This is a genomic window from Streptomyces sp. NPDC047072, assembly GCF_040643855.1.
In the GTDB taxonomy this organism is placed as follows: Bacteria; Actinomycetota; Actinomycetes; order Streptomycetales; family Streptomycetaceae; genus Streptomyces.
The window spans coordinates 1-22,444 of record NZ_JBEYVC010000114.1; the positions used below are offsets into that span (position 1 = coordinate 1).

21 protein-coding genes are annotated in these 22,444 nt (G+C 71.1%); 10 read left to right on the plus strand and 11 right to left on the minus strand.

What is annotated here, in order from left to right; translation table 11 throughout:
• A partial coding sequence (locus ABZ896_RS35275; RefSeq protein ID WP_360938150.1) for a LysR family transcriptional regulator occupies nt 1-368 on the minus strand: 368 nt, incomplete at its 3' end.
• A gap of 70 nt (nt 369-438) precedes the next feature.
• Between ABZ896_RS35275 and ABZ896_RS35280 the strand changes: the two genes are divergently transcribed.
• Nucleotides 439-1,563: a TDT family transporter gene (locus ABZ896_RS35280; RefSeq protein WP_360938153.1), complete on the plus strand. Its 1,125-nt coding sequence runs from the start codon at nt 439-441 to the stop codon at nt 1,561-1,563.
• Here ABZ896_RS35280 and ABZ896_RS35285 read toward each other — a convergent pair.
• From ABZ896_RS35285 to ABZ896_RS35300, 4 genes are all read right to left on the minus strand, one after another.
• Nucleotides 1,475-2,191: a helical backbone metal receptor gene (locus tag ABZ896_RS35285; RefSeq protein ID WP_360938156.1), complete on the minus strand. Its 717-nt coding sequence runs from the start codon at nt 2,189-2,191 to the stop codon at nt 1,475-1,477. The two genes, ABZ896_RS35280 and ABZ896_RS35285, sit on opposite strands and share 89 nt — an antisense overlap.
• Entirely contained in the window at nt 2,188-2,757 is a 570-nt protein-coding gene (locus tag ABZ896_RS35290) for an XRE family transcriptional regulator (RefSeq protein ID WP_360938159.1), read from the minus strand. Before ABZ896_RS35290 ends, ABZ896_RS35285 begins: the two co-directional genes overlap by 4 nt.
• A 284-nt stretch (nt 2,758-3,041) precedes the next feature.
• Complete coding sequence (locus tag ABZ896_RS35295; protein WP_360938162.1) at nt 3,042-5,654, minus strand: ABC transporter permease/substrate binding protein; 2,613 nt, start codon at nt 5,652-5,654, stop codon at nt 3,042-3,044.
• On the minus strand, nt 5,647-6,699 hold the full coding sequence (locus tag ABZ896_RS35300) for a betaine/proline/choline family ABC transporter ATP-binding protein (RefSeq protein ID WP_360938165.1): 1,053 nt from the start codon (nt 6,697-6,699) through the stop codon (nt 5,647-5,649). The genes ABZ896_RS35295 and ABZ896_RS35300 overlap by 8 nt, the downstream gene beginning before the upstream one ends.
• 141 nt (nt 6,700-6,840) lie before the next feature.
• On the opposite strand from ABZ896_RS35300, the gene ABZ896_RS35305 reads away from it, so the two are divergent.
• Nucleotides 6,841-7,770 (plus strand): 5'-3' exonuclease, encoded by a 930-nt coding sequence (locus ABZ896_RS35305; protein ID WP_360938240.1) that lies wholly within the window; start codon nt 6,841-6,843, stop codon nt 7,768-7,770.
• 150 nt (nt 7,771-7,920) lie between these two features.
• Nucleotides 7,921-8,766: a siderophore-interacting protein gene (locus ABZ896_RS35310; protein WP_360938168.1), complete on the plus strand. Its 846-nt coding sequence runs from the start codon at nt 7,921-7,923 to the stop codon at nt 8,764-8,766.
• A gap of 368 nt (nt 8,767-9,134) precedes the next feature.
• Here ABZ896_RS35310 and ABZ896_RS35315 read toward each other — a convergent pair whose 3' ends face one another.
• From ABZ896_RS35315 to ABZ896_RS35325, 3 genes are all read right to left on the minus strand, one after another.
• Entirely contained in the window at nt 9,135-9,911 is a 777-nt protein-coding gene (locus ABZ896_RS35315) for an ABC transporter permease (RefSeq protein WP_360938171.1), read from the minus strand.
• Nucleotides 9,908-10,906, minus strand: coding sequence for an ATP-binding cassette domain-containing protein (locus ABZ896_RS35320; protein WP_360938174.1), 999 nt, complete (start codon nt 10,904-10,906; stop codon nt 9,908-9,910). Before ABZ896_RS35320 ends, ABZ896_RS35315 begins: the two co-directional genes overlap by 4 nt.
• A 168-nt stretch (nt 10,907-11,074) precedes the next feature.
• Nucleotides 11,075-11,674 (minus strand): PadR family transcriptional regulator, encoded by a 600-nt coding sequence (locus tag ABZ896_RS35325; protein ID WP_360938177.1) that lies wholly within the window; start codon nt 11,672-11,674, stop codon nt 11,075-11,077.
• Between the two features lie 294 nt (nt 11,675-11,968).
• On the opposite strand from ABZ896_RS35325, the gene ABZ896_RS35330 reads away from it, so the two are divergent.
• The 3 genes from ABZ896_RS35330 to ABZ896_RS35340 all read left to right on the plus strand — a co-directional run bounded on the left by ABZ896_RS35330 (nt 11,969) and on the right by ABZ896_RS35340 (nt 15,475).
• Nucleotides 11,969-13,525, plus strand: a complete 1,557-nt coding sequence (locus ABZ896_RS35330; protein ID WP_360938180.1) for an amino acid permease — start codon at nt 11,969-11,971, stop codon at nt 13,523-13,525.
• Nucleotides 13,526-13,594: 69 nt separating this feature from the next.
• The gene (locus tag ABZ896_RS35335) at nt 13,595-14,650 is read left to right on the plus strand and encodes an aldehyde reductase (protein ID WP_360938183.1); all 1,056 of its coding nucleotides are present in this window, start codon (nt 13,595-13,597) and stop codon (nt 14,648-14,650) included.
• 9 nt (nt 14,651-14,659) lie between these two features.
• Nucleotides 14,660-15,475 carry a helix-turn-helix transcriptional regulator gene (locus ABZ896_RS35340; RefSeq protein WP_360938186.1) on the plus strand — a complete coding sequence of 272 codons (816 nt, stop codon included), beginning with the start codon at nt 14,660-14,662 and terminating at the stop codon, nt 15,473-15,475.
• A gap of 4 nt (nt 15,476-15,479) precedes the next feature.
• Here ABZ896_RS35340 and ABZ896_RS35345 read toward each other — a convergent pair whose 3' ends face one another.
• Together ABZ896_RS35345 and ABZ896_RS35350 are read right to left on the minus strand one after the other, a co-directional pair.
• The gene (locus ABZ896_RS35345; protein ID WP_360938189.1) at nt 15,480-16,166 is read right to left on the minus strand and encodes an SDR family oxidoreductase; all 687 of its coding nucleotides are present in this window, start codon (nt 16,164-16,166) and stop codon (nt 15,480-15,482) included.
• Complete coding sequence (locus tag ABZ896_RS35350; RefSeq protein ID WP_360938192.1) at nt 16,163-16,801, minus strand: hemerythrin domain-containing protein; 639 nt, start codon at nt 16,799-16,801, stop codon at nt 16,163-16,165. Before ABZ896_RS35350 ends, ABZ896_RS35345 begins: the two co-directional genes overlap by 4 nt.
• A 144-nt stretch (nt 16,802-16,945) precedes the next feature.
• On the opposite strand from ABZ896_RS35350, the gene ABZ896_RS35355 reads away from it, so the two are divergent.
• Entirely contained in the window at nt 16,946-17,587 is a 642-nt protein-coding gene (locus tag ABZ896_RS35355; RefSeq protein WP_360938195.1) for a TetR family transcriptional regulator, read from the plus strand.
• A 103-nt stretch (nt 17,588-17,690) separates the two neighbouring features.
• Complete coding sequence (locus tag ABZ896_RS35360; RefSeq protein ID WP_360938198.1) at nt 17,691-19,256, plus strand: protein kinase; 1,566 nt, start codon at nt 17,691-17,693, stop codon at nt 19,254-19,256.
• 15 nt (nt 19,257-19,271) lie between these two features.
• On the opposite strand, the gene ABZ896_RS35365 is transcribed toward ABZ896_RS35360, so the two are convergent.
• Nucleotides 19,272-19,853 (minus strand): GNAT family N-acetyltransferase, encoded by a 582-nt coding sequence (locus tag ABZ896_RS35365; protein ID WP_360938201.1) that lies wholly within the window; start codon nt 19,851-19,853, stop codon nt 19,272-19,274.
• Between the two features lie 57 nt (nt 19,854-19,910).
• On the opposite strand from ABZ896_RS35365, the gene ABZ896_RS35370 reads away from it, so the two are divergent.
• Together ABZ896_RS35370 and ABZ896_RS35375 are read left to right on the plus strand one after the other, a co-directional pair.
• A complete protein-coding gene (locus tag ABZ896_RS35370) occupies nt 19,911-20,831 on the plus strand; it encodes an RluA family pseudouridine synthase (protein ID WP_360938204.1) in 921 nt (306 codons plus the stop codon).
• Between the two features lie 597 nt (nt 20,832-21,428).
• Nucleotides 21,429-22,403 carry a hypothetical protein gene (locus ABZ896_RS35375; protein WP_360938207.1) on the plus strand — a complete coding sequence of 325 codons (975 nt, stop codon included), beginning with the start codon at nt 21,429-21,431 and terminating at the stop codon, nt 22,401-22,403.
• Nucleotides 22,404-22,444 lie beyond the last annotated feature (41 nt).

Consider the following 22,444-nt stretch of genomic DNA (forward strand, 5'->3'; position numbering starts at 1 on the left):
CGGGCCCGCAGTCGATGTGGACGGTGTCGTGCCGTCCGTCGCACTCCTCGGAGCACCCGTACTCCTCGCACTCCTCCGGGTCGGGCGGCGACGATCCGCCGCGCCCAGTCCGTCACCAGCGCCCCCGCGTCGGTGAGCCGGGAGCCGCGCGGCGAGCGGTCGACGAGGGCCACGCCCAGCTGGCGTTCCATGGAGCGGATCCGGCTGCTGGCCGCCGGCTGCGTGATGCCCAGCTCGCGCGCCGCCCCGCCGAGGCTGCCGAGCCGGGCCACGGCCAGCAGCAGTTCGAGCGCCCCGAGCTCCGGCACCCGGTGCGCCAGCCCACCCTGCGTCACCCGGGCCTCGTGCCGCCCCTCACCACCGCTCATAAGACCAGCTTATGCCCTCATAGAGTCGTCCTCCCTGGTCGCGGCCGCCCGCCCACGCGACCGTGGAGACATGGTCACCGCCGTCCGTCACCTCGGGCCGAACTGGTACGCCTCCGTCATGGGCACCGCGATCGTCGCCACCGCCGGCGCCGCGCTGCCGCTGCGCCTCCCCGGCCTGCGCACCCTCTGCACCGCCGTGTGGGCCCTGTCCCTGCTGCTCCTCGTCGCCCTCCTCTGCGCCCGCGCCCTGCACTGGCGCCACCACTCCGACCAGGCCCGCGCCCATCTCCTCGACCCCGCCACCGCGCCCTTCTACGGCTGCCTCGCGATGGCCCTGCTCGCCGTCGGCGGCGGCGCCCTCACCGTCGGCGCGGACTGGATCGGCACATCGGCCGCGGTCGCCCTCGACGCCGTGCTGTTCAGCGCCGGTACGGTCCTGGGACTGGCGGCGGCCGTCGTGGTGCCGTACCTGATGGCCGTAGGACAGAAGACGGACCCTGCCCAGGCCACGCCTGTGTGGCTGCTGCCGGTCGTCGCGCCGATGGTGTCCGCGGCGCTCGGGCCGCTCCTCGTGCCGCATCTCCCGCCGGGTCAGGCCCGGGCGACCCTTCTCCTCGCCTGCGTCGCGATGTTCGGGCTGAGTCTGCTCGCGACCCTGCTGATGCTCCCGCTGGTCTTCGCCCGGCTGCTCACCGGCGGCCCGCTCCCGCTCGCCCTCACCCCGACCCTGTTCCTGGTCCTCGGCCCGCTCGGGCAGTCCACCACCGCCGTCGGCAAGTTCGCGGACGTGGCACCGGGGGTCGTGGCGGAGCCGTACAGCCGGGGCTTCGATGCGCTCGCCGTGCTGTACGGGGTGCCGGTCATGGGGTTCGCGGTGCTGTGGCTCGTCCTCGCCACCGCGCACGTCCTCAGGGCCCGGCGGCACGGGATGGGGTTCGCGATGACCTGGTGGGCGTTCACCTTCCCGGTGGGGACCTGTGTCACCGGGTCGGAGGCGCTCGCCCGGCACACCGGACTCGTCGCCTACGACGTGCTGGCCATCGGGCTGTACGGCGTTCTCGTCGTCGCCTGGGGCACTGCCGCCCTGTACACCGTGCGCGGGCTGGTCAGCGGAGAGCTGCTCGCAGGGCCGCGCCCAGCACCCGTGGCGCCTCGGCCAGCGAGGGGCCGTACCACGTCAGGTGCCGTCCGCTGACGAGCGCGCAGGGCAGCCCGGGGAAGGCTTCGGGGCCGTCCTCGGCGGTGAAGCGGTACGGCTCGTCGGGGAGGACGACGACGTCCGGCGCCGCGGCTCGTAGCTCCTCCAGCGGGACGCACGGGTAGCGTTCGGCGTGGCCGGCGTACAGGTGGTCGACGCCCAGGCGGGACAGCACGTCGCCGGCGAAGGTGTCGCGGCCGACGACCATCCAGGGGCGGCGCCAGATCGGGACGACGGCGGTCACACGAGGGGCCGCGGGCATCGGCCACGCGTCTTCCGCCGCGTCCAGCCACCGCGGCCGTACCCCCACCCCGCACGCCCGCAGCACCCGCGCCAACTCCCGGAACGCCTGCGGGACATCGCGTACCTCGGTGACCAGGACCTCCACACCCGCCTCGCGGAGCGCGGCCAGGTCCTGGGGGCGGTTCTCCTCCTCGTTGGCGATCACGAGGTCGGGGGCGAGGGCGAGGATCCGCTCGATCTTCGGGTTCTTGGTGCCACCGACACGGGTGACGTCGAGGTCGGCCGGACGGGTGCACCAGTCCGTCGCGCCGACCAGGGTGCCCGGTGGTGCCGAGCGGGCGATCGTCTCCGTCAGGGAGGGGACGAGCGAGACGACCCTCACTGCCGGGGCCGGTCCTGGACCGCCTCGATGTGTTCGGCGACGGCGACCACGAGCACCCGCGTGTCGGCCACGGTCGCACGCCAGCGGTGGCGCACCCCGCCGGTGAGGTACAGGGTGTCACCGCGGCCCAGGCGGTAGGCGCGGCCCTCGGCCTCGACCTCTACGGCCCCGTCGGCGACGTACATCAACTGGTCGTTGCGGTACTGGAGTTCGCGCCCCGCGTCATGGTCGCCGGTGAACTCCGAGGCATGCATCTGGTGGTGACCGCGCACCAGGGACCGCTCCCTGGGGACACCCCCCTGCTCCGGGCCCTCGGCCCGTACGACGTCGACGCTGCACGCCGGGTCGGCGGCGGCGAGGAGTTCGACGGCCGTGGTGCGCAGGGCGTCGGCGACCTTCTCCAGGGAGCTGCGGCTGGGGCGGGCGCGTTCGTTCTCGATCTGGCTCAGGAAGGGGACGGACAGGCCGCTGCGCTCGGCCACGACGGCGAGGGTGAGGTCCAGCGTGCGGCGCCTGCGGCGCACGGCAGCGCCGACCCGAAGGGGCTGTTCTTTGTGGTCGCCCATGGCTCCGGCTCCCTCCTGCGCTCGTCGGTCCGGACACACATCTCCTGATGAGTTGTCTGCACCCTACGCATGTTCGGCAAACCGTTTCATGCGGCCGTCACATCGATGTCACACGGGGTGCGATCGGACCTCATACTTCGCGCCAGGCGATCGGACCCCCGGAACACCTCCGGACGGCCGGCCTCCGGGCCCCCGCCCGCCGACGGGGGTCGAAGTCCCCTAGTCGCCGCCCGAGTTCGGGCGACGACATAGCTCTCCGTGGTTGGCCGGATCCTTTTCGTGTTCTACGGCGGGGTCATCCGGTCCTCCATCTCCGGGTGCTCCTTCAGCCAGGCGGCGACCGCCTGCTCCTCGTGCCCCTGGCCGTACGTGTTGATCTCGCTCTCCAGGCCGCCGAGCTCGTCCTCGCTCATATGGAAGCCCTTGATCCACTTGGTGAGCTGCGGGTACCGCGCGGGGAACTTCTCGTTGGCGATGGTGCGGATCGTGTTGCCCTCGCCGAAGAGCTTCTTGTCGTCCTTGAGCTTGGTCAGGTCGTACTGGCTGTACGCCCAGTGCGGCGACCACAGCACCACGGCGACGGGCTGCTTCTTGGCGTACGCCCGCTTCAGCTCGGCCAGCATCGCGGGCGTGGAGCCGTCGACGACCTCGTACTCCTTGTCGAGGCCGTAGCCCGGCAGCACCTTGTTCTTGAGGAGGCTCATCTCGCCGGTCCCCGGCTCGATCCCGATGATCTTCCCGCCGAACAGCCCGGCCTTCCCCTTCAGGTCCTCGTAGGACGTCACGCCCTTGACGTACGACGGCACCGCGACCTCCAGCGAGGTCGGCTCGTACCAGGTGCCGAGGTCGGCGAGTCTGTCCTTGCTCTTGTCCCAGTAGTTCTTCTGGGCGTACGGCAGCCAGGCGTCGAAGTTGAGGTCGAGGTCACCGGAGGCGAGGCCGGTGTAGACCGGACCGACGTCCATCTGCTTGAGGTTGAGCTTGTAGCCCCGCTTCTCCAGGACGTTCTTCCACAGATACGTCACGGCGATGTCCTCGTCCCAGGGGAACCAGGCCACGTTCACCGGACGCTTCGTCTCCGCCGCCGTCTTCTGGACGGGCGCCAACTTGTCGACCAGGCCCGGGTTCTGCTTGAGCCAGGTACGGACGGCGTCCTGCTGCTTTCCCTTGCCGGCCTTGTTGATCTCGGCTTCCAGGCCGGTGAGTTGCTTCTCGTCCAGCTTGAAGCCCTTGAGCCACCGCGCGACGACCGGGTCGTCCTTCGCGAAGCCCTTGCGGCTGACGGTGTGGATGCCGTCGCCCGAACCCCAGGCGTTCTTCGGGTCCTTGAGCTTCTTCAGGTCGTAGTCGTTGTACGCCCAGTGCGGCGACCAGAGCGTGACGACGATGGGGTCCTTCTGGGCGTACGCCCGCTTCAGCTCGGCCAGCATGGCGGGCGTGGAGCTGTCGACGACCTTGTACTCCTCGTCGAGGCCGTACGCCTTCAGCACCTTGCTCTTGAGCAGGGCCATCTCCCCGGCGCTGGACTCGATACCGGTGATCTTCCCGCCGAACTCCGAGGCCCTGCCCTTGAGATCGGCCAGCGAATTGACGTCCTTCAGGTACGACGGGACGGTCAGCTCCAGAGACGTCCTGCCGTACCAGGCGCCCAGGTCGTCGAGTCGGTCGCCGTACTTCTTCCAGTACTGCTCGTGGGTCGTGGGCAGCCAGGCGCCCGTCTGGAAGTCGACGTCGCCGGAGGCGAGGGAGGTGTAGAGCGGGCCCGCGTCGAACTGCTTGGCGTCCACCTGGTAGCCGCGCTCCTCCAGGATCTCCTTCCAGAGGAAGGTGGAGGCGACGCCGTCGTCCCAGGGGACGTAGCCGAGGGTGATCTTCTTGCCCTGGCCGACGTCCTTGCCGTCCGCGGAGACGGCCGTCGCCTCGCCCGAGCCGCCGCCGAACATCCCCATGCCGCCCGCGACCAGCGCCAGCACCACGACGCCGATCACGGCGAACTGCGGGCGCGGCCGGTACGACCAGATCTTCGAACCGCCGCGCGCGGCACGGGCCTTGGCGGCGGCGCGGCGACCGAGCGGGGAGACCTGGGTGCCGAGGGCGCCGGTCATACGGTCGAGGTAGATCGCGAGGATCACGATGGCGACCCCGGCCTCGGAGCCGAGACCGACGTCGAGCTGGCCGATGGCCTCGTTGACGTCGCCGCCGAGGCCACCGGTGCCGACCATGCCGGCGATCGCGGCCATGGAGAGGCCGAGCATGATGACCTGGTTGACGCCGGCCATCACGGTCGGCAGTGCCAGGGGCAGTTGGACGCGCAGGAGGGTGTCGCGGGGACTCGTACCGAACGCCTCGGCGGCCTCCACGAGTTCCTTGTCGACCTGGCGGAGACCCAGCTCGGTCATGCGGACGCCGGGGGCGAGCGCGAAGATCAGGGTGGCGACGATGCCCGCGGAGGCGCCGGTGCCGAAGAACAGGATCGCCGGGATGAGGTAGATCATCGCGGGCAGCGTCTGCATGAAGTCCAGCACCGGGCGGACCAGTCCGCTGACCCGGTTGGAGCGGGCCGCCCAGATGCCCACGGGGACGGCTATGACGAGCGCGATGATCGTGGCGACGAGGACCAGCGAGAGGGTCGTCATCGCGTCCTCCCACAGTTCCAGGGAGTCGATGAAGGCGAATCCCGCGAAGGTGAGGACACCGGCGAGGGTGCCGCGCAGCCAGAAGGCGATCACGGCGAAGATGCCCGCGAGGAGCAGGGGCTGGGGCGCCTGGAGGACGGCGTCGATGCCGTCGTAGGTGCCGGTGAAGACGGTCTTGAGGAGGTCGAAGAGCCAGGCCACGTGGTTGAGCAGCCAGTCGACGGTGTCGTTGACCCAGTCGCCGAGCGGGATCCTAGGCATGGGCGGCCTCCTCGTCGCCGATGAAGCCGACGAGCCGCTGCTGTTCGACGACCCCGACGAGCCGGTGTTCGTCGTCGAGGACGGCGACCGGGTGCGTCGAGCGGGCGCTGATCGCGCAGAGTTCGGTGAACGGGGTGTCGGGCGTGACCGTCGCACAACTGCCGCTCACGCAACCGCAGTCGGCCTCGTCGCCGCTGACGTCCGTGTCCATCACGGCGGCCGCGGTCAGGACGCGGGAGCGGTCGACGTCCTTGGTGAAGGAGGCCACGTAGTCGTCGGCGGGCCGCACCAGGATGTCCTCGGCGGTGCCGATCTGCACGATCCGGCCGTCGCGCATGACGGCGATCCGGTCACCGAGACGCATGGCCTCGTTGAGGTCGTGGGTGATGAAGACGATGGTCTTCTTCAACGTCTGCTGGAGCTGCAGCAGTTGGTCCTGCATGTCCCGGCGGATCAGCGGGTCGAGCGCGCTGAACGACTCGTCCATGAGGAGCAGGTCGGCGTCGGTGGCGAGGGCGCGGGCCAGGCCCACGCGCTGCTGCATACCGCCGGAGAGCTCGTCGGGCCAGGACTTCTCCCAGCCGCCGAGACCGCACAGCTCCAGGGCCTCGGCGGCGCGTTTCTCCCGCTCCGCGCGGGGCACTCCCTGCACGGCAAGACCGTAGGCCGCGTTCTCCAGGACGCTGCGGTGCGGGAAGAGCGCGAAGTGCTGGAAGACCATGCTGATCTTGTGCGCGCGGACCTCGCGCAGCTGCTTGTCGGGGAGGGCGGTGAGGTCCTGGCCGTCGAAGCGGACATGGCCCGCGGTCGGTTCCAGCAGGCCGTTGAGCATGCGCAGCAGCGTCGACTTGCCGGAGCCGGACAGGCCCATGACGACGAAGATCTGGCCGGGTTCCACGGTGAAGGAGGCGTCGATCACGGCGGCGGTGGTGCCGTCGGCGCGCAGTTCCTCGCGGCCGGCGCCGGCGCGCAGTCGCTCGACCGCCGCGTCCGGCCGTCTTCCGAACACCTTGTACAGCTGCTCTGCCTCAAGCCTTGATGACACGCGTACCTCTCGTCTCTCGGTCCGAGGCCGCGCCTGCCCCATCGGATTTCGGCCAAACGCCCGGGTGTGCCAGTTCACAGGACGCTCACACCCGCCGGACGAGGGAAGCGCGGAGCGCCGGTGTCCGTGGGGTACGGCATGATGCGAGGCGTGACCGGACGACTGATGCTCCTCGACACCGCCTCGCTCTACTTCCGCGCCTACTTCGGCGTCCCGGAGTCCGTGAAGGCCCCGGACGGCACGCCGGTGAACGCCGTGCGCGGCCTCCTCGACTTCATCGACCGCCTGGTCAAGGACCACCGCCCGGACGCGCTGGTGGCCTGCATGGACGCCGACTGGCGCCCCCAGTGGCGGGTCGACCTCATCCCCTCCTACAAGGCGCACCGCGTCGCCGAGGAGCACGAGGTCGGTCCGGACGAGGAGGAGGTCCCGGACACCCTCTCCCCGCAGGTGCCGGTCATCGAGGCGGTCCTGGACGCGCTCGGCATCGCCCGCGTGGGCGTGGCCGGATACGAGGCCGACGACGTGATCGGCACGTTCACCGCGCGGGCGACGGGCCCGGTCGACATCGTCACCGGCGACCGCGACCTCTACCAGCTCGTCGACGACCGCCGTGGGGTGCGGGTGCTGTATCCCCTCAAGGGCGTGGGCACCCTGCAACTGACCGACGAGGCCTGGCTGCGCGAGAAGTATGGGGTCGACGGCCGCGGGTACGCGGATCTGGCGCTGCTGCGCGGCGACCCGAGCGACGGCCTGCCGGGGGTTCCCGGGATCGGCGAGAAGACGGCGGCCAAGCTGCTCGCCGAGTTCGGCGACGTGGCGGGGATCATGGCCGCGGTCGACGACCCGAAGGCGAAGCTCACGCCGTCGCAACGGGGGCGGCTCGACGAGTCGCGGCCGTATGTCGCCGTCGCGCCGAAGGTGGTCCGGGTCGCGGACGACGTCCCGCTGCCGGAGGTCGACACGACCCTGCCGCACGCTCCGCGCGACCCGTCGGAGCTGGAGAAACTGGCGGACCGGTGGGGGCTGGGCGGGTCGTTGCAGCGGCTGCTGACCACCCTCGGCATGTAAGCATTGTTCTCATTATTCGTTAACCGCATTCTCGCCAGCGAAAAGTAAAATTCTTCACAACGGGTCGACAGACCACTGGTGAGGGGGGCCGGCACCGGGGGGTTGATGCTAACTTAGGTAAGCCTAAGCACAGGGAACCGGGAGGCCGCCATGGCAGAAGCTCCGGGACGCAAGCCGCGGAAACCCCACTCCGCGCAGGTCGTCCGCACCGAACGCCTCACCCCGCACATGCAGCGCGTGGTGCTCGGCGGCGAGGGACTCGCCGAGTTCGCGGCGGACACCTGCACCGACCATTACGTCAAACTCCTGTTCCCGGCCGAGGGCGTCACCTACCCGGAGCCCTTCGACATGCAGCGCATCCGCGAGGACTTCCCCCGCGCGCAGTGGCCCGTGACCCGCACCTACACCGTGCGCCACTGGGACGCCGAACAACGCGAGATCTCCCTGGACTTCGTCGTCCACGGCGACGAGGGTCTCGCCGGTCCCTGGGCGCTGCGCGCACAGCCCGGCGACACCGTCCACTTCATGGGCCCCGGCGGCGCCTACGCCCCCGACACCGGTGCCGACTGGCATCTGCTCGCCGGCGACGAGAGCGCGCTGCCCGCGATCGCCCGGTCCCTGGAGTCGCTCCAGGACGGCACCCGCGCGCACGCCTTCATCGAGGTCTCAGGGCCCGAGGAGGAGCAGAAGATCGACTCCGACGTGGACGTCGTCTGGCTGCACCGCGGCGCCCGGCCGGTCGGTGAACTGCTGGTCGAGGCGGTACGCGCACTGCCCTTCCCGGAGGGCCGCCTGCACGCCTTCGTCCACGGCGAGGCGCACTTCGTGAAGCAGCTGCGCCACCTGCTGCGCGTCGAGCGCGCGGTCCCCCGCGAGGACCTGTCGATCTCCGGCTACTGGCGCCTCGGCCACAACGAGGACGGCTGGCAGGAGTCCAAGCGGGAGTGGAACGCCCGCATCGAGGCGGAGCAGGAGGGCACGGCCCCGGCCGCTTAGGCACCAGGCTCGGCAACACGGCTTCCCAGAGCGGCGACACCTTCGAAGGTGCCGCCGCTTCGCCGTGCGCGGGGCGTGTCCGGGGGTGCCGGGATTACCGGGGCGGCTCGGAGCGGGTCCGGGGGTGACCGAGGTGCCGGGGCGGCTCGGAGCGGGTCCGGGGGTGACCGAGGTGCCGGGGTGACTCGGAGCGGGTCCGGGACTGACCGAGGTGCCGGGGGGGCGTCGGAGCTGTCCGGAGGCGTGCGCCGCCGAACCCGAGGCCGTGGCCAGTGGCGTGCCGTGCCGTGCCGTTCCGGGAGCCACGCCCCGCCACGCCCGAAGCCATGCCCCGCCGCGTCCGAAGCCGTACCCGGTGCCCCGCCCCGCTACACCGACCGCTGATACGACCGGAACGTCCGTATCGACAGCCACACCGCCACCACCGCGAGCCCCAGCAGCGCGCCCCCGCGGCCGAGGACGACGCCCCAGTCCGGGTCGGCGGACAGGGCCGAGCGGCCCGCCACCATCGCCCAGTCGAGCGGGTTGAAGTCGGCGATGTGCCGCATCCAGGACGGCATCTGCGAGGGCGCCATGAAGGCGCTGGACAGGAAGGTCAGCGGGAGTAGCAGGAAGGTGTTGATCCCGATGAGGGACTCCCGCTCGCGCACCAGCATCCCGAGCGCGTTGGAGAACGCCCCGAAGATCGTGCCCAGCAGCACCGAGGCGAGCACCAGGACGGCCACTCCCCCGACGCCGCCGGGATAGTCGGCCCCGCCCAGCAGCCCGAGCAGCACGATGACCAGAGACTGGAAGGCGGTCACCAGTCCGTTGTTGACGACGTTGCCGTTCATCAGCGCGGCCCGGCTGACGGGCGTGGTCAGGAAGCGGTCGAGGGTGCCGCGCTGGATCTCCTCCAGCGTGCCCATCCCCGCCCACATGTTGGAGCTGAGCGCACTCATCACGACCACACCCGGGACCAGGTAGTCCAGGTAGGACGTCGTGCCGAAGCCGCCGAGCTCGACGACCTTCCTGAAGAGGCTGCCGAACAGGAACAGCCAGATGACGGGTTGGATCAGGGTGATGATCGCGTAGGCGGGCTGCCGCACGAACACCATGAGCTGACGCTGGGTCATATACCAGGTCTGGGAGACGGCGGTGCTCATCGGGCACCTCCCGCGAGGACGGGCTCTTCGGCCTCGGAGTAACGGCGGCCCGCGTAGCGCAGATAGACGTCGTCGAGCGAGGGACGGGCGACGGTCGCGGCGGCGACCCGGACCCCGGCCCGCTCCAGCGCGGCGAGCAGGGCCGGCATCGCGGCGGCCCCGTCGTCCGCGCGGACGCTGACGCGGCGGCCGTCGGCGAGCACCTCATGCACCCCGGGAAGCCCGCGCAGGGCGCCCGCGAGCACCGTACGCCCGGCGTCGCCCACGGCCTCGCGCAGCTCCAAGTGGACGGCGTCGCCGCGCAGTTCGCCCTTGAGGGCGTCCGGGCTGCCCTCGACGACGATCCGGCCGCGGTCGACGACGGCCACCCGCTCGGCGAGCCGGTCGGCCTCTTCGAGGTAGTGCGTGGTGAGCAGGATGGTCAGCCCCTCCTCGCCGGCGAGCCGGCCGATCTCGTCCCACATCGCCGAGCGGGCCTCGGGGTCGAGTCCGGTGGTGGGCTCGTCGAGGAAGAGGACCTCGGGGCGGTGCACCAGGCCGAGGGCGACGTCGAGCCGGCGGCGCATCCCGCCGGAGTAGCCCTTGACCGGGCGGCGGGCGGCATCGGTGAGCGTGAAGCGCTCCAGCAGTTCGTCCACGCGCTGTTCCAGGGTGGTGCCCTTCAGGCCGTGGAGCCTGCCCTGGAGCCGGAGGTTCTCGCGGCCGGTGGCGACCGGGTCGGCCCCCGAGCCCTGGGCGACCACGCCGATGGCCCGCCGCACCCGGTCCGGGTGGCGCAGCACGTCATGGCCGGCCACGGTCGCGGTGCCGGAGTCCGGGCGGGCGAGGGTGGTGAGGATCTTGACGGTGGTGGACTTGCCGGCGCCGTTCGGGCCGAGGAGGCCGAAGACGGTGCCGGGCTCGACGACGACGTCGATGCCGCTGAGGGCGGTGACCTCACCGCCGTAGGTCTTGATCAGCTGACGCGCCTCGATCGCGGGCGCACGAGTGTTCATGGCAGGTGCTCTCCTGGTGAGCGGAGGACAACTGATCCGTGGGAGGAGCACCGGGCTATCCTGGGTGTGCCGCACCTCGATCGCCTGGATGTGCCTCACGGCGGATTCAGTTCGGGGTTCGAGGCCCCGGCGAGCTGCTCCAACAGCTGTGCCGGGGCCTGTTCTTCATCAGGTCCGCGGGGGTTCGTGGATGGACTTCCACTCCTCGATTCCGGGCAGCGTGCCCTGTCTGAGTTCGTCGAGGAAGCCGCGGACCCAGGCCGCCTCCGCCTCGACCATGTGGAGCTGGTACTCGTTCTCCACGAGGAAGAGTCGGGGCAGTGTCTCGGTGAGCTTCTCCAGCGCGCCCCGCTCGCCGGCCGCCCGCACCAGCAGGGCGTCGAGCCGCTCCTCCAGCAGCGTCACCACGTCGTCGGGGTGCAGGACGCCCAGGAGTGAGAGCGCGGTCTCGAAGATCGGGTACTCCTTGGCCGGGTAGGCGACCAGGTCCGACATCCACTCGGTGGTCTCCTGGCGGCCGGCCGCGGTGATGCCGTAGACCGTGCGCTCGGGGCGGTTGCCCTGTCGCTCCACGTCCGTGACCTCGACGAAGCCGTGTTTCTCCAGGCTCTGGACGACGGTGTAGAGCGAGCCGTAGTTGATCTTCGTGCTGGAGTCCTTGCCCTGGCGGCGCAGGGTCTGGGCGATCTCGTAGGGATGCATGGGCTTCTGCCACAGCATCGCCAGCACGGCGAGCGCCAGGGGATTGCGGAGCTTGCGACGCTGCATGGTTTCACCTCGCATCCGAATATCCGGATCCGAACATATCGCGATCTACGAAGCCTCGTCAATACTCACGATGTATCGCGTTCAGGTGATCCATGCAAGGGCGTGAGGACTCTGGCCCGTCTCGGACATGCCCGCGTCACGCACCCGAAACAGCGCCTCCCTAATTTCTGTCACCCGACAGGAATTCCGCGCCGCACCGCTGTTCCGCACCCCTACACCCCGCACCCCGCACCCCGCACCCCCACACCCCTGCTCCGCTCCTCCGCCCTTACGCCGCCGAAGGCAGGTGCCGCCGTGACGACGACCAGTCCCTCCGACGTCCGTCCCGATCCCCCGCACTCCCCCTCCTCCGCCGACCGGTCCCTCGCCGAGTTCGGCTACCGCCAGGAGCTGCACCGCAGCCTGGGCCGGTACGCCTCCTTCGCGGCCGGGTTCTCCTTCATCTCGGTGCTGACGACCGTCTTCCAGTTCTTCGCCTTCGGCTACGCGTTCGGCGGCCCCGTCTTCTTCTGGGCCTGGCCGGCGGTCCTGGTCGGACAGCTGATGGTGGCGGCCTGCTTCGCGGAACTCGCGGCGCGCTACCCCATCTCCGGCGCGATCTACCAGTGGTCGTCCCGCCTCTCGAACCTCACCTTCGGCTGGTTCGCGGGTTGGATCATGGTGATCGGGCAGATCGTGGTGGTCGCGGCGGCGGCGCTCGCCCTGCAGATGGTGCTCCCGGCGATCTGGTCGGGCTTCCAGCTGGTCGGCACCGACCCGGCGCCCACCTCGGCGGACGGCGCGGCGAACGCGGCGGTCCTCGGCGTGATCCTGCTGGTCCTGACGACCCTCGTGAACGTCCTGGACAACCGGGTGATGTCCGTGATCAACCGGGTCGGTGTCACCGCGGAGATCATCGGCGCGGTCCTCATCGTCGTCCTGCTGCTCACCCACTCCGAGCGCACCCCGACGATCACCTTCCACACCGAGGGCGCGGCCCAGTCGGGCCTGTTCGGCGCGCTGTTGGTGGGTTCCTTTACGGCGGCGTACGTGATGATCGGCTTCGACAGCGCGGGCGAGATGAGCGAGGAGACCCGCGATCCGCGCCGTACGGCACCGCGCACGATCCTCACCGCCCTGGGCGCGGCGGGCCTGCTCGGCGGCCTGATCGTCCTCGGCGGCCTCCTCGCCGCCCCCAGCCTCACGGACGGCCGGCTGGGGGTCGACGGCCTCAGCTACGTCCTGACGAGCAGCCTCGGCGACGGGGTCGGCAAGGTGCTGCTGGCGGACGTGGTGGTGGCGATCGCGGTCGCGACCCTGGCCATCCAGACGGCGGCCTGCCGCATGCTCTTCTCGATGGCCCGCGACGGCCAGCTCCCCTTCTCGAAGCGGCTCGCCCACGTCAACCCCCGCACCGGCATGCCCACCGCCCCCGCCCTGGTCGTGGGCGCCCTCGCCGCGGCCCTGCTCCTGCTCAACTTCGCCTCCCCGGAGGCGTTCCTGGCCATCGGCACGACCTGCATCGTGATGCTGTACCTGGCGTACGCGATGGTCACGGGCCCCCTGCTGATCCGCCGCCTGCGGGGCGAGTTCACGGTGGAGGGCGAGGACGAGACGGGCGCCCGCCTCTTCTCCCTGGGCCGCTGGGGCGTCCCGGTCAACGCCCTCGCCCTCCTCTACGGCCTCCTGATGGCCGTCAACCTGGCCTGGCCCCGGGCGGAGGTGTACGACCCGGCGGGCGGGCACTGGTACTTCCAGTGGTTCACCGCCCTGTTCCTCCTGGTCACCCTGGTGCTCGGGTTCCTGTACCGGGCGGTGAGGGCGCGTCGGGGGCACGCTGTCCTGCAGACGGCGCCCGCGGAATCCGCCTGAGCCTGTCCCCGGGAGTACTGGTATCCGCGGGATCTGGAACACACCCACCCAGCCGCCGAGCATGAGGGCATGACACACGTACTCGTCACGGGCGGAACCGGCTTCCTGGGCTCCCACACGATCGCGCGGCTGCTGAGCGCCGGCCACACCGTCACGACCACCGTGCGCTCCCTCGCCCGGCGGTCCGACGTCGAGCGGATGCTCGCCGTGGCCGGCGCCCCGCATGCCGGCTCCGTCTCGTACGTGGAGGCGGATCTGACCTCCGACCGCGGCTGGGAAGAGGCCGTGACGGGAGCCGACTACGTCCTCCACGTGGCCTCGCCGTTCCCCGCGGCCCGGCCGGGGAACGAGGACGAGGTGATCGTTCCGGCCCGCGAGGGGACCCTGCGGGTCCTGCGCGCCGCCCGGAAGGCGGGCGTCCGCCGGACCGTGCTGACCTCGTCCTTCGCGGCGGTGGGCTACGGCCACGGGCGGACCGGACAGACCGGATGGACCGGACGGATCTTCGACGAGGACGACTGGACCCGGACCGACGCAACCGCCGGGCGGGACGTGTCCCCGTACATCAAGTCCAAGGCGGTGGCCGAACGGGCCGCCTGGGACTTCGTCGAGCGCGAGGGCGACGGCCTGGAGCTGACGGTCGTCAACCCGGTGGGAATCTTCGGGCCGGTCCTGGGACCGGACTACTCCGCGTCGATCGGCATCGTCCACGCGATGCTGACCGGCGGCATGCGAGCCGCGCCGCCGATCTGGACCAACACGGTGGACGTCCGGGACGCGGCCGACCTGCATCTGCGGGCGATGACGGCGCCCCAGGCGGCCGGGCAGCGGTATCTGGCGCTCGCGGGCGAGCCGGTCTCGTTCCACGACATCGCCCTGACCCTGCGCGCACGGCTGGGCGAGGCCGCCGCCAAGGCCCCCACGGGCACGGCCCCCGCCTGGCTGGTGCGCCTGCTGGCCACGGTCGACCCGGCGCTGCGTGAGACGGTTCCCCAACTGGGCGTCGTACGCCGTGCGTCCAACGCCAAGGCCCGCAAGGAGCTGGACGGGTCGCCGCGTTCCAACGAGGACGCCGTCACGGCCACCGCGGAGAGCCTGGTCCGGCTCGGACTGCTGAGCGGTTAGCGTCGGGCCATGGCGTACGAAACGGCCGACACCCTGGGCGAGTTCCTGCGGACCCGGCGCGGGCAGATCAGCCCCGGGCAGGCCGGGCTGCCCGCCGGTGAGCAGCGGCGGGTCCCAGGGCTGCGGCGCGAGGAGGTCGCCCAGCTCGCCGGCATCAGCCCCGAGTACTACCTGCGCCTGGAACAGGGCCGCAACCTCAACCCCTCCGACCAGATCCTCGCCGCCCTGGCCGGCGCGCTCCAACTCGACGAGGACGCCGTCGCCTATCTGCACCGCCTGGCCCACCCGGCCCCGCCCGCCCGCAGACGGCGCGGCCGGGCCCGTGCGCACCAGGGCGATCTCCAGCCCCTGCTGGACAGTTGGCCGCACACTCCCGCCTACGCCCAGGGACCCGGCGGACGCGTCGTCGCCGCGAACCGGCTCGCCGTGCTCCTGTGCCCCTTCTTCGCCGTGGGCCACAACCCGCTGCGGGCCGCCTTCCTCGAACCCGGGATGCGCGCCCTCTACCCGGAGTGGGACGACATGACCGCCAAGGCCGTCTCCGGTCTGCGCGCCATGATCGATGTCGACGACGCCGACCCGGAGTTGCTGGAGACGATCGGCGAACTCACCGTCGCCAGCGAGCGGTTCAGCACCCTGTGGGCCCGCCGCGAGGTCCGCCGCCGCGACACCGGCCTGACCCGGCTGAACCACCCTCTCGTCGGCGAACTCGGCCTGCGTTACGAGAAGATGGTCCGCCCGCAGGCCCGCCAGCTGATCGTCGTCTACTACGCCGACCAGGGCACCGCCAGCGCCGAGCGCCTGGCACTACTCAGCAGCCTCTGACCCCTCAGGTGATCAGCATGCCTCCGTCGACATGCAGGTCGTGCGCGTTCATGCCCCCGTTGCCCAGCAGGAAATCGACGGCATCGGCGACCTCGTCCATCGTGACCAACCGCCCTGTCGGCGTCCGGCGAAGGTGCGGATGGTCCGTCACCGCACGCCACTTGGGGCTGTCCCCGATCACCCCGGGATGCAGTGCGTTGACCCGGTGCGGCGCGATCTCCGCGGCGAGCGTCCGGACCAGGCCGGTCAGGCCCGCGTTGAAGGTGGTCACCATCGTCGAGCCGGGATAGGGCCGTTCCTTCGCCAGCCCCCCGAACAGCACGACGGACGCGCCCGGTTCGAACCGGTCCCGAAGCACCCGGACCACCTCGGCATAGCCGACCAGCTTGATGGTCACGACCCGGACCGCCGCCGTGAGATCGAAGTCGGCCAGGGAGTTGGGCACGGGATCCATCGCCGTGACGACGAGCCGGCCGACCTCCGTGACGTCGGCGAGGGCGGCCGCGATCGTCTCGGGCCGGGACAGATCGACGGCCAGTCCACGTGTCGCCCCTCCCAACTCCCCCGCCGCGGCGGCCGCCCGGTCCTTGTCCCGGCTCGTGACGACGACCGAGTCGCCGCGCTCGGCGAACCGCCGGGCGATGACCCGCCCGACTCCGCCGCTTCCTCCGACGACGACCGACGTGCTCATACGGGGGTCTCCTTCGCGTTCCTGAGTGCCTGGAGGGTGAGTTGGGCCTGCGCGCCCAGCGCGGGAAGGGCTTCCCGCAGGGGCGGGGGGAGGTGGGCCAGCACGGCCGCCAACTCCTCGAAGGAACCGGCCTCCTGCATGAGCCCCACCTGGAGATGGGCGCCTTCCTGAGGTGAACCGGCCATCACCTTCCCGGAGAAGGCCAGCCACGCCTCCTCGGACAGGTGCGCCCGGAGCGCGGGGAAGAGGATCGGCTCCTCGTGTTCCAGATGCCGGTGCACCAGATCGCGTACGGCGACGGCGGCGACGGCCAACTCCTCCCGGCTCCCCGCCTCCGGCACCGGCGCCGCGGCCAACGCGTCCAGTGCGGCGTCGAGTTCGTCGTGCTCGTGGCTCAGGGCGTCCAGCGCCTCGGCCGCGTCCGGCGCCGCCGTGCGCAGCGCGGGCCACAGCAGGCCGTCCTCGGTCTCGTGATGGTGGTGGAGCGCGGCGACCAGGAAGTCCCGTAACGCGCGGAGTTCGGCGGCCGGCGCCGACGGGCGGGCCGCGGCGTCCGCGAGCAGCGAGGTCGCCGCGCGGTGGGTCCGGTGGACGAGTCGCGTCTCGACGACGGCCAGAGCTTCGGCAGGGGGCACAGGTGCTCCGTTTCCGGTGGTCGAAGGCCCTGGGCCGAACCAGGGCTCCCTGATGACCACTTGGTCAGTAACTGATGAACGCTTGGACAGTACAGCACCCGGAAACGGTCGTCGAACTCTCCTGTACGCACGTACAGTTGAGGCGTGGCGAAGACTTCATCCCCCGAATCCCCTGATCAGGCACCGGCGCGCGCTCCCCTGGACGGCCGCAGACGCGACCCCGAGGCCAGTCGCGCGGCGATCCTGGAGGCCGCCCGGGATGCCTTCACCGAGCAGGGGTACGCCCGGGCCACGATCCGCGGCATCGCCCGCCGGGCCGGCGTCACCCACGGCCTGGTGATGCTCCACTTCACCTCGAAGGAGAAGCTGTTCCTGGCCGCCGTACCCGGCCATCGCGATCTGCGCGATCTCGTCGCCGGCGACCGCGAGACGCTGCCGGAGCGGATCGCCGCCGGGTACGTCGAGCGGATGGAGGGCAATCCCTCCGGCGACCCGTTCGTCGCCCTGCTGCGCAGCGCGGCCACCAACGAGACCGCCGCGGCGGACCTCTACACCGCGATGCAGGCCCACAGCGAGGCGGCCTACCGCGAGGTGCTCACCGGCGACGACATGGACATCCGCGTCGGAATGCTCGCGGCCCAGCTGATCGGCGTGACGTTCGGCCGCTACATCGTCAGGGCGGGCAGGCTCGCCGAGATGTCCCCGGAGGACCTGCGCGTCCATCTGGGCCGGGTCCTGCGCGACATCCTGTTCCCCGCCAACCCCGGCCTTCCGAACGGCAGTTGACGACACGTCGTACAGGAAGCACTCCGCTATGCTCGCCCCGTTCGCACGGACGACGGGCGGACGGACGACGACCGACGGGCCACCGGGCCGTCGGGAGGGAAACGTGAGAGAGCACGTGACACCCGCAGAAGGCGACCACCTGGCGGCGAGCCGTTCGGCACGCGGCGCGGGCCCGGAGCGCGGCGCGGGGCGGCTGGTCGCCGACCGGTATCTGCTCCAGGACATCCTCGGCAGGGGCGGTATGGGCACGGTCTGGCGCGCCCACGACCGGTTGCTGGACCGTGCGGTCGCCGCCAAGGAGCTGCACATCCTCACCGACGGCGAGGAGGCGAACCGGGTCCGGATGCGCCGCGCCCTGCGCGAGGCGCGCGCGGTGGCCCGGGTGCCGCACCCCCATGTGGTCGCCGTCCACGACCTGGTCGAGTCCGAGGACCGGCTCTGGATCGTCATGGAACTCGTCGAAGGGCTCTCGCTGGCCCGGCGGACCGCCGAGACCGGCCCGCTCACCCCGCAGCAGACCGCCGCCCTCGGCCTGCAGCTGGTCGACGCGCTGGACGCCGTGCACGCGGCGGGCACCCTGCACCGGGACGTCAAGCCCGCCAACATCCTGCTGCGCCGGGACGGCAACGTCGTCCTCACCGACTTCGGCATCGCGGCCCTGGACGACGGCGAGTTCCTCACCACCACCGGCGAGCTGGTCGGCTCCCTGGAGTTCATGGCACCGGAGCGGGTGACGGGCGCGGAGGCCGGGACCCCGTCCGACCTGTGGTCGCTCGGCGCGACCCTGGCCACGATCTGCGGCGGCGTGTCCCCCTTCCGCCGGCCGGGAGCGCCCGCGACCCTGCACGCGGTGGCCTACGAGGAGCCCATCCTCCCCGACCGGCTCGGCCCCCTGCGCCCGCTGGTCGAGGCGCTGCTGCGCAAGTCACCGCAGGAGCGGCCCTCGGCCGACGCGACACGCGACGCGCTCCGCCGGGTCGCGACGGGCGCGACGGACACCGAGCCGCACCCGACAGCGGCACGGACACCGACCGTGCACGCCACCTGGCCCACGCCCCCGTCCCCCGACGCCGACACGGTGACCAGCGGCGCGCACCACTCCGTACCGACGGCACGGCACACCACATCACTCCGGCCGGCACAGACGAAGCCGCGCCGCAAACGGTTCCTGTGGGCCCTTTCCGGTACGGCGGTGCTGGCGGCCGGTGTGGTGGGCGCGCTCTTCCTGACCGGGGTCCTGCCGCCCGACACCGCCCCGGAGACGACGACCACCACGCAGGTCGTCCAGTCGGCGGCCGGCTGGCAGTCGGCGACCGGAGTCTCCGTCCGCAAGGGCGACACGGTCACCATCCGGTCCGTCTCGGGCCAGTGGACCGCCGACTACCGCAACATGCCCCTGACCGGCCCGGCCGGCTACGACGCGGCCAACGACCAACGCCTGGACGGCGCCAAGGACTGCAAGGTCCTGGCCACGGCCCCGTTCGGCACGCTCCTGGCCCGTCTCGTCGGCGACCAGGACTTCCCCGTCCACCGCGTCGGCCGCGCCAAGACGTTCCGGGCGGCCGGCGCCGGCACCCTGCAGCTGACCATGAACGACAACGCCGGCTCCTGCTCCCAGGACAACAGCGGCGAGGTGAACGTGAAGATCAGCATCACCCGCCGGTCCTGACGTACTCAAAAACCCTCAGTCCCCCGTCAGCCGCGCGTGTACGTGCATGTCGTGCCACCCGTCCTGATGGATCGCCGCGCTCCGCTTGACCCCCTCCAGCGCGAACCCGGCCTTCTCGGCGACCCGGCAGGACGCCTCGTTGGCCGTGGCGTGCAGGAGTTCCAGGCGGTGGAAGCCGATCTCGTCGAGGGCCCACCGGGACAGCGCGGCCGTCGCCCGCGCGGCGATCCCCTGGCCGCGCGCCGCCGCCGTGGTCCAGTAGCCGATCTTGGCCAGGCCGTCGGCGAGGACGATGGCGTGCAGCGCCACCCGCCCGAGCAGCTGGTCCGAGTCGGGGCGGAAGACGGCCCACTGCCCTCGCGTCTCCGTCTCCCAGTCCTTGTGCCAGCCCTCGATCCACCCGGCCGCCTCCGCCTCGGAGTCGCAGCTCATCAGCTGCCACTGGTGCATGAGCGGATCCTGGTAGGCCGCGTACAGGGCGGGCACGTCCTCGGCCCGCCACGGCCTCAGGACGAGCCCGTCGCCGGTGGCGAGCACGGGCTGCGGGGTGCCGGAGAGGGTTCCCGGGGACAGGACTTCGGGGGCGGTATACGGCATGATCCGCATCCTGCCAAGCGCACGGAGCCCGCCCCAAACGGTTTTACGCTTGATCGCGTGAGCCGCAGACCCCGCACCCCGCCCGCCCCCCTCCCGCAGCGCGAGGGGATCGACCCGGTGCGTGTGCGCCTGCCCCTCGACGGTCCCTGGGCCACCGTCGGCGAACACCTCGTGGAGCGGCTCTCCGGTGCGGGCGAGGGCGTCGTGGAGCGGATGCTCGCCGCCGGGCGGATCGTCGGGGCCGACGGCACCCCGGTGCGGGCCGACGCCCCCTACGCCCCCGGCCTGTTCCTGTGGTTCCACCGCGACCTCCCGGACGAGATCCCGGTCCCCTTCCCGCTGGAGATCGTCTATCGCGACGAGCACATCGTCGTCGCCGACAAGCCGCACTTCCTCGCCACCACCCCGCGCGGCGGTCATGTCACCGAGACGGCGCTGGCCAGGCTGCGCAGGGACCTCGGCATCCCCGCCCTGGGCGCCGCACACCGCCTGGACCGACTCACCGCCGGGCTCGTGCTGTTCACCGTCCGGCCCGAGGAACGCGGCGCCTACCAGGGGCTGTTCGGCGAGCGCCGGGTGCGCAAGGAGTACGAGGCGGTCGCGCCGTACGATCCGACGCTCGCCCTGCCCCGGACCGTGCGCAGCCGGATCGTGAAGGAGCGCGGGGTACTGGCCGCCTACGAGGTCGAGGGCGAGCCGAACGCGGTCAGCCGGGTAGAACTCCAGGAGCACCGGGGCGGCCTGGGCCGTTACCGGCTGTTGCCCACCACCGGGCAGACCCATCAACTGCGCGTCCACATGAACACCTTGGGGATCCCGATCCTCGGCGACCCGCTGTATCCGGTGGTGACCGACCCCGTACCGGCCGGTGACTTCCGCGATCCGCTCCAACTGCTGGCGCGGTCCCTGGAGTTCACCGATCCGGTCACCGGGGCCGAACACCGCTTCCGCAGTGCGCGGACGCTCGACGCCTGGTGACGGTTGCGCGCGGAACCTCGCCCCGGCTCATACCCGCACGGCGTGTGCGCTCAGCGACCGAATCTGCTCGATCCCATGCGGATCCTGCTCAACTACCGCCCAAGTAAGCCTTGTTGAGCCACCCGGGCGGCGCACGGACGGCGCACTGGACGGAGCGCGAAGCCGCACATCCGGCCAGTCGATGACCATTCCGTGCGCCGGGACAGCTCCATGCGCCGGGGCAGAACGCCCTTTCGGACAGGCGTGGACCGTCGCATGGTCCGAAGCAAGGGCCTTCCAGGGCGAATTCGACGACATGACGCGGTGTCGCACCCGGCCCGTCGGAGGTGGTGCCCCGAACAGTTGACTAAACCTGCGGGCGCATCGGAAGGTGGGGACGATCTACCACGTTCCCTCGCCGGTGCGGACAGGCGGTGGTGAGCACCGTCCGCCATGCGGTCGACGACGCCCGCTCAACCGGTTCAGTCCTCCAGCCCCGTCAGGGCCTGAATCAGCCATGCCGCGCGCCCGAGCCGAAGGGTCCAAAAACCACTGCTCATGCCAGGTCTTGCATCCGGACAGGAGATCAGCACGATGAGCACATCCACGCTCCGAGCAATGTATACGTGGCAGGGGAACCCGCACGTTGACCTGCTCAATCGCGACGGCGACGCCTGGACGTACGACATGGGGCTCCTGCCCCTCGCAGCCGACCCGGACGAGTGGGCGGCCATCGGGCTCGCCGACTGCACCGCGTGGTGCTATCCCATGGCCGACGAGGACGAGCTCTTCCTGGCGTACCACCTGTATGCATGGATGTTCGCCCTCGACCTGCTGTTCCCACGGACGTTCAAGGCCGAGCGCGATCTCCACGGAGCGCGGGCCCTGGTCGACAGGCTCCCGCTGTTCATGCCGCTGCACGGCACCTCCCACGCGGTACCGAAGCACCCCATCGAGAGGTCGCTCGCCGATCTGTGGAACCGCATGGCGCCGACCCGGTCCGCGGAGTGGAAGCGCAATATGCACAACGCCCTGTTGGAATATGCCGACGGTCAGTGCTGGGAACTGGAATGCATGTGCAACGGACGAATACCCGATCCCGCCGAGTACCTTGTCCGACGCCGCGGTTCCTTCGGCGGCCAGGTCGGGATCTGCCTCGCCGAGCACGTGGCTGCCGCGGAAGTGCCCACGCGGGTGCGCCGGTCCCGTCCGTTCCGTGCGCTGTCGGACGCCTGGATCGACCTTCAGACCCTCTACAACGACGTCCGCTCCTACCGCCGTGAGGTCGAGAACGAGGACGAGATATGCAACTTCGTCCTCGTGTTCGCGAGGTTCCTGAACATCTCCGTGGACGAGGCGGCGACCGTGATCACCCGGCTGCGGGCGGCCAGGCGCTCGGAGTACGAGCACCTCGAGAAGACCCAGCTCCCGGAGCTGTGCCGGCAGTTGCAGCTGAACGGCAACGACCGTGAGGAGTTGTCGGCCGTCATCGAGGTGATGGGGTTCCACCTCGCCGCCGTCGACGCCTGGACGACCACGGCCCCGCGCTATCAGGCGCCCGCCCCGGGCGACGCGCCGGCCTCGTACCTCTGACATCCGACGGTGACCAACCCCGTGCCGGAACTCACTGATCC